6 protein-coding genes are annotated in these 7,185 nt (G+C 36.5%); 2 read left to right on the forward strand and 4 right to left on the reverse strand.

What is annotated here, in order from left to right; translation table 11 throughout:
• Window positions 1–553 precede the first annotated feature (553 nt).
• The gene (locus BCG07_RS16870) at window positions 554–1,426 is read left to right on the forward strand and encodes an SMP-30/gluconolactonase/LRE family protein (RefSeq protein ID WP_243533931.1); all 873 of its coding nucleotides are present in this window, start codon (window positions 554–556) and stop codon (window positions 1,424–1,426) included.
• 89 nt (window positions 1,427–1,515) lie between these two features.
• Here the strand turns inward: BCG07_RS16870 and BCG07_RS16875 are convergent, their stop codons facing one another.
• The 3 genes from BCG07_RS16875 to BCG07_RS16885 form a co-directional block, all read right to left on the reverse strand.
• A complete protein-coding gene (locus BCG07_RS16875; protein ID WP_243533933.1) occupies window positions 1,516–1,989 on the reverse strand; it encodes an NfeD family protein in 474 nt (157 codons plus the stop codon).
• 17 nt (window positions 1,990–2,006) lie between these two features.
• The gene (locus BCG07_RS16880; RefSeq protein ID WP_006791622.1) at window positions 2,007–2,960 is read right to left on the reverse strand and encodes an SPFH domain-containing protein; all 954 of its coding nucleotides are present in this window, start codon (window positions 2,958–2,960) and stop codon (window positions 2,007–2,009) included.
• Window positions 2,961–3,079: 119 nt separating this feature from the next.
• The gene (locus BCG07_RS16885) at window positions 3,080–4,522 is read right to left on the reverse strand and encodes a sensor domain-containing diguanylate cyclase (RefSeq protein WP_074210184.1); all 1,443 of its coding nucleotides are present in this window, start codon (window positions 4,520–4,522) and stop codon (window positions 3,080–3,082) included.
• Between the two features lie 216 nt (window positions 4,523–4,738).
• Between BCG07_RS16885 and BCG07_RS16890 the strand changes: the two genes are divergently transcribed.
• A complete protein-coding gene (locus BCG07_RS16890; protein ID WP_006791624.1) occupies window positions 4,739–5,632 on the forward strand; it encodes a cation diffusion facilitator family transporter in 894 nt (297 codons plus the stop codon).
• A 329-nt stretch (window positions 5,633–5,961) separates the two neighbouring features.
• Here BCG07_RS16890 and BCG07_RS16895 read toward each other — a convergent pair.
• Window positions 5,962–7,185 (reverse strand): putative bifunctional diguanylate cyclase/phosphodiesterase (locus BCG07_RS16895; protein ID WP_286891215.1); only part of this gene is annotated, 1,224 nt, incomplete at its 5' end.

A 7,185-nucleotide genomic window follows, 5' to 3' on the forward strand; every position in this document is an offset into this window, starting at 1 on the left:
CCTGCAGCAAATATACCGCGCATTGCGCCACCTTCGACTACAAGTGCATGTTTTATATTTTTAGCCATAATTGTAACTCCTTTTAATCTGACTTTATGTTACCAACTATGGCGAGTGAGGGCGACTTATAAAACACATACTATCAATAAGTTGCATTCCTATTAAAGGTTAATTCAATAATAAGTAAACAATAAATAAGGCATTTAATTTAATAAATATGTCGGTAGTTAATATATTAATTAATTGGCATACTATTTTTAGTAATTTTATGGCTGTAATTCCATCGCACTGAGTTATATTTTTTGTTAATGTTAGGCTTCAAGCTTATGTTAATAATAAACCTTTAAAAGGGTCACTGATTTTGCAACATTAAGATGGATAATATGCGTCAATATTTTTGCATAAATTGACATTGTTATAGTTATTATATCGCGAATGTAAGTCAGTATGATTTAGCCGTTGTTGCTTTCGAGCCCGATAATTTAAGAGCCTTGTACTGCGAATAATTGTACCAAGGTCATAGTTTGCTCCTAAAAGGTAAATAAACTCTATAATGAGCGATTTTAAAATCACCTTATTTAATAATACGCAAAATCAGCTTGGCGAAAGTCCGCTATGGCACCCAATGTTGGAAACACTCTTCTGGGTTGATATCAATAAAAAACTGTTATTTTGTTGCTCACTCGGTAAACCAGCAAATGCTTACTCGGTTGAAATGCCTTTTATAGTGACAGCTATAGCTTGGCAAGATAAAGAGCATTTAATTTTAGGAACTGAATCTGGGATTTATCGTTACAATATAAAGCGTAAAATACCTCAGTTAATTACGGAACTTGAAAGTGGCGACACGAATAGGCGCTCAAACGATGGTCGTGCCGATCCCTGGGGTGGTTTTTGGTTAAGTACAATGGATATGACTGCCGAAAAAGGGCAGGGCAAGATATACCGCTATTACAATAAAAAGCTAGATTGCATTGTGACTGATTTAACCATTCCTAATGGTTTGTGTTTTGATAAAGCTCGCTCTCGTGGTTACTATTGTGACTCTTTTACAAGCTGTATTTACGTTCTTGACCTTGATGTTAATACAGGTGAAGTTGCTGGCACGGCGAAGGTATTCTATCAATTTAATAACACCGATGTAGATCCCGATGGTTGCGTAATCGACAGTATTGGTAACTTGTGGTTAGCGGTATGGGGAATGGGCTGTATTATGTGTTTATCGCCTGATGCAGAAGTAATTCATACAATAAAAGTAAATAACCTCAATCCTACATGTACAGCATTTGGCGGCAAACAAGGTGAGCTGCTATTTGTGACTTCAGCATTATGCGACTCTAATAATGACTTACAAAATATACAAGGGACGACAATTCAAATTAGCGGGATAAAAAACGGGCAACTCGAGCCACCCGTTATTTTATAATTTGTTTACAGGTTACAGGTTACAGGTTACAGGTTACAGGTTACAGGTTACAGGTTACAGGTTACAGGTTACAGGTTACAGGTTACAGGTTACAGGTTACTGGGAGACTGGGAGACTGGTTTGACCCACATAACGCCAACATCTTTTTTCATAACGTATACGCGAGTGCCTGCAGTAATTGTTTGCTCACTTTTTAATTTCCAGCTAATACCTGAATAATTATACGTAGTTAACCCTTGATCGGTAACGTCGTCATCTAGGGTAAAAGTAAGCTCTGCAAAATCGTTTGTTACGGGCTTTGTATCCACACGGTTTTGCATTTTTTTTAGAGGTTTCCACAGGCCAATGGCTAAAATAGCCGTTACCACTGTGTTACTCCATAGTGCAGTTGTTAATGAGTCAGGCAATATTCCTATGCTCATTGAAAAACCAGTTATCAGTAGTGATAAGCCAAAAAATAATAGAATAATAGTAGAGAGACCCAGCACGGCTACTTCTATTATTAAGGCAATTATACCAAGCACCATAAGTGCTTGTGGTAAATTTTGCATAATAAAATCCATACAAACCTCTTTAGGTGTTAACCTTTATTTTGCTTGTTTAAACTATTAATGATTGCCATGCCTTGCGCAACCATTGAGCTTGCATCTGTTGCATTGTCAGGGAGTAGAACAACAGATGATTCACGTGCAATGGCTTCTTTAGCCGAAATGGCTTTGGTTGCTAAATCAAGTTGAATCGCTTTTTGTCCTTGCTCTGTATCAGCGGCTTCACCGACTTTTAATAGTGCATTGGCTTGTGCTTCAGCGACGGTTGTAATTGCGGTAGCTTCACCTTCTGCACGTAAAATTTGCTCAGCTTTATCTGCTTCTGCAGCAAGCACTTGTGCTTGCTTTTTACCTTCAGCGACATTTATATTTGCTTGACGGTCACCTTCAGACTCTAAAATTTGAGCACGTTTTACACGCTCAGCCTTCATTTGTGCTTCCATAGCTTCCATAATCGAGTTCGGTGGCACAATATCTTTAATTTCGTAACGCAGTACTTGAATACCCCATGGCTCAGATGCCTGGTTTATTGCAGCTACTATATTTGTGTTTAGTAGGTCACGCTCTTCAAAAGTTTTATCTAGCTCCATTTTACCAAGCTCTGAGCGCATTGTTGTTTGCGAAAGCTGAACAACCGCAAATGTATAATCGTCAACACCATAGGTAGCTTTGTACGGGTCTAATACTCGAAAGTATAATACGCCATCTACAATTAACGAGATGTTGTCTTTTGTTATAGCTGATTGAGATGGAACATCTTGGGCCTGTTCTTTTAAGCTGCGGTCGGCAGATATTCTATCGATAAACGGAATAATAAAATTAAGGCCGGCTTCTTTGGTTGATTGGTATTTACCAAAACGTTCAATTAGCCAAGCTCTATTTTGAGGGACAAATTTAACACTGCTTTTTAGAAGCACAATAACAAATATGAGTAAAAATGCCTCAACAGTAAATACGACATCGAGAATTTGTGACACTGGATCCATTTAAATATTCCTTATAATAATTAATCATAAAATGGTGTGTTGTTTTAATTTTAAACTAATAAAGACTACCACTTTTCAATGTAATTACCTACAAAAAGTGGGCACTTAAGAAGTACATATTATCGAGGGGGGCTCTCGGAAATTTTATTTCGACCAGTTTCTTTAGCGTTATAAAGAGCAGCGTCTGCTTTTGCAATAATGTCTTCTGCTATTGTTTTTGTGTTAGGAATTAGGCTATAAAAACCAATACTTAAAGTAAGCATATCACTTACTTCTGAATATTTATGCTCTATGCCCAACTTGGCTATTTCTTTTTGAATTAGAATGGAAAAGCAATATGCATTATCAGTATTGGTACAGGGTAAAATAAGTGCAAATTCTTCACCACCATATCGAGCTGCTAGATCGCCAGGGCGCTTACATAAATTTTGCAGTGTTTCAGCAACTTGTTTTAATGCCTCATCCCCTTTTTGATGACCATAACTATCGTTGTATTTTTTAAAAAAGTCGATGTCGCAAATAAGTAAACTAATGGGTTGTTGGTAACGAACGCATCGTTGTATTTCGTCATCTATAGTTTGATCAAAGCATCGACGATTAGCTATGTTTGTTAAGCCGTCTGTATTGACCAGCTCACTTAATTGTTGATTGGCTGTGATAAGTTGCTGCTGAGTAAGTTCTAATTTTTGTTTATAGTTTATATTTTTGAACGCGTTGGTTAGTATTTCACCCACTAATTTTATTCGGATTAAATCAAGGTTTGTCCATTCACGTTTTACTGCTACACAATCACAGCCAATAAAACCAACAAGCTCTTTTTCGTAGCTTAAGCCAATGCACATTACTGATTTGATTTTTTGTAGTTCAAATTCCTTTTTTTCACCACCTGCAGAGGCTGGTAAATCCGCAACATCATTTACTTTAAAAAGGTAAGTGTCGTTCATTAATTTAAAAAAGTAGGGTAGTTCACTTTTAGGTACATTTTGCAACGAATCCTTAAAAGGCATTATGCCTTTATTTACCCATTCATGTGTATTACTCATTTGTGTGTTTTCGTCGTTAAATTTAAATAAATAGCTGCGATCTGCATGACATACAGTGCCAATTGCTTTTAATGCATAATTAATATGTTTATCTACATCATCGTTTTGAATATCAATGAGATCGGCTGATATATTCGATATAACAACATCAAAATTATATTGTTCATCAATTGTTTGTTTTTCTATTTCAAAGGTGATCATTGAAACGGTCTCGGTAATATTGGCAAATTTAATGTTCAGTAAGAAGGCTGTTTGATCTACTTCAAGCACCACTTTATTTTGAACATTAGGTATAAGATAAACATCAAAAAGGTTCTGTAATAATAAAGTTTTTTTACTTAAAGGGCTTATTAGCTTTATGTGACTAAAGTGATTTTCATTCAAGTCAGAATGCTGCTTTAAATTAAACAGGTTTAACGCGGATTCGTTTGCTTTGTAGTTGCGTGTTTTTGAGTCGTGGACCAAAACAGCAAAAGGGAGACACTTTAATGTACTCCAGATCTCTTTAATCGAGTTCAACGTTTAAGTTACCTCATTTTCTATAAAAGATAGGACATATCCGATTGATTTTATCCTTATAATATAGTTTTAGTACAGTTTTGTTGATATTACTAACTTTTTTAGTGCGTTTATGTGAGTCACGCATTATAATTGATACTGTATATCATTACTCCTTTCTTCAGTGAGCCTTTAGCGGCTTACTTGCATTCTAAGTATAGGTAACCCAAGTATTTCATGACCGAAATTACAACACACCAAGCTTCTCGTAGGCGCTTACTCATTGCGCTTGCAATAACATGCTCATTTATGATCATACAAGTAATTGGCGCGTATTATGCTAATTCGCTTGCTGTATTAGCTGATGCAGGACATTTGTTTGTGCATAATAGTTCGCTATTTATTGCCTTAATTGCTTCAAGTTTTGCTATTCACTTAGCTAAAACTTTCAATGATGGCTATCAACGGGCTGAGTTAATGGGTGGGCTTATTAATGGCATTTTATATCTCGCAATTAGTTTGGTGATTCTATATGAAGGTGGGGAGCGATTTATTCATCAGCATGAAGGTAACGAACTTGAGATAAATAGTTACTTAATGTCGGTAATTGCGGGGCTGGGCTTTTTGTTCCACGGTGCCGCTGCTTGGGTGTTATACAAGGGACGAAAAGCAAGCATTAATGTTTATGCCGTGTTCTTACATTCGTTTTTTGATTTGATTTCTACTGTGTCCACTTTTGTTGCTGGTGTATTAATATATTTCACAGGCCTTGCGGTCATCGATATTTTATCGAGTATGCTTATAGCGTCGTTTGTATTGTTTACGGGCATTAAAGTAATTATAAGTTGTATTAAAGGTTTGCGTTTAAATAAAGCAAAACTTCCTAAGGTAGCAGATATTGAAAGCGAAATCACAAGCATAGAACACGTACATAACGTACATAATGTAACTGTAACACGTAATTACGATGGCCTAGTGGTGGGGGCTCATGTGGTACTCAAAAAGCACTGTACTATTGAAAAGCATGACGAAGCATGTCGCTTAAAGGTAGAGAATCTGCTTGCTGAAAGGTTTAGAGTAACGAGTAGCGTACTGCAAATTGAAAGCCATGAATGCCATCATATTCACTAAAGTTTATTAACCTTTCAAAGTTAAATTCCAACGGCCTACATGGTGCTTAGGCAAGACAGTGCACATAAGGTGTGTACCTTCACAAATAGTTGATAACGCAGAATTAATGTAAGCAGAAGCGGCCCCAAAGGAATCTCCCGGGGCAGTTTAATTCTTGTTGCTCGGCTTTGGTTTACTGTTACACCGTGTAAAGGCTGAAGAGTAGTGCAGGAGTAGTAGCCAACCTGGTGCTGCGATTAAACCGCTTTAAGTTTTAACAAACACTAACCCACAAAGGTCATTAGAACTGTGTGTTAGTGGATGGGGGTTCTAATGACTTGCTAGTTGCTTCAAATAAGCTCAATAATTTTTCTAAAACAACTATTTTCATTAAGTGCTTCAGCGCTCATTGGTTTTGCAAGGTAGTATCCTTGAAGCACATGGCAACCAGCGTTAACTAAAAACTCCATTTGGTCACGATTTTCAACGCCTTCAGCAATACAATATAAGTTTAAATTTTCAGCTAAAGAAATAATAGTTTTAATAATTGACTCGTCTCCTTTGTCCTCACCAATACTATTTACAAAACTTTGATCTATCTTTATGACGTTAATTGGGAATTGGCTCAAGTAAGTCAGCGATGAATAGCCTGTACCAAAGTCATCAAGCAATAATTTAAATCCTGCTGCTTTTAATTTTTGTAACTGCTTAGCAGCTTTCAGTTTATCTTCAAGCAATATAGTCTCTGTAATTTCGAGCCTCAGTTGCTTTGGCAGAATACCCGCGTCTGCTAGTATGCATTGTAAACGTTCGGTTATGTTCTCCTTTAAAATATGTTTTGGTGATAGGTTTAAGGAAATATAAAATAATGGATTGTCATTCAGTAGTGGCGCTAATTCAATAAGTGCACGTTTAAGGGCTAACTCAGTTAAGCGCTCGATTAAACCGGTTTCTTCTGAAATTGGAATAAACACTGCGGGTGAAACAAATTGCTCTTTGTTTTTCCAGCGCATTAGTAGCTCTACACCATTTATTGTTCTTGCTTCAATATCAACAATTGGCTGATAATGATTAAAAAATAAGTCGGCTTTTACTGCATCTTTTAAATCATTTTCGAGCATTAGCTTTTGTTTTATTTGTTCGTTCATTTCATCGCTAAAGAAGCTAAAACCATTCCTGCCATTTTGCTTTGCTTGCATCATAGCGACGTCTGCGTTACGAATTAAAATGTCGGTTGTTATTGCATCAAATGGGTACAAAGCAACGCCTATACTGGCAGAAATATTAATCGCAAAGTCTTCAATCATCACTTTATTTGCTAATTCTTTACTAATTAGCATAACTGTTTCTTTTAATGAGTCCTGAGATTCTACATTTTTAATCAGAACTAAAAACTCATCTCCACTTTGACGGCCAAGCTGTGCATTTTCGTTAAGGATATTACCCAACCGTTCAGTAATATTACAAAGAAGCTTGTCACCTACAGCATGACCAAAAGAGTCATTTACTGGCTTAAACTTATCTAAATCTATAAATAAGAGTGCGCAATGTGTATTTGAACTTTCGGCTTGTTT

The organism is Pseudoalteromonas sp. ESRF-bin5, assembly GCF_002632075.1.
Lineage (GTDB): Bacteria > Pseudomonadota > Gammaproteobacteria > Enterobacterales > Alteromonadaceae > Pseudoalteromonas > Pseudoalteromonas marina.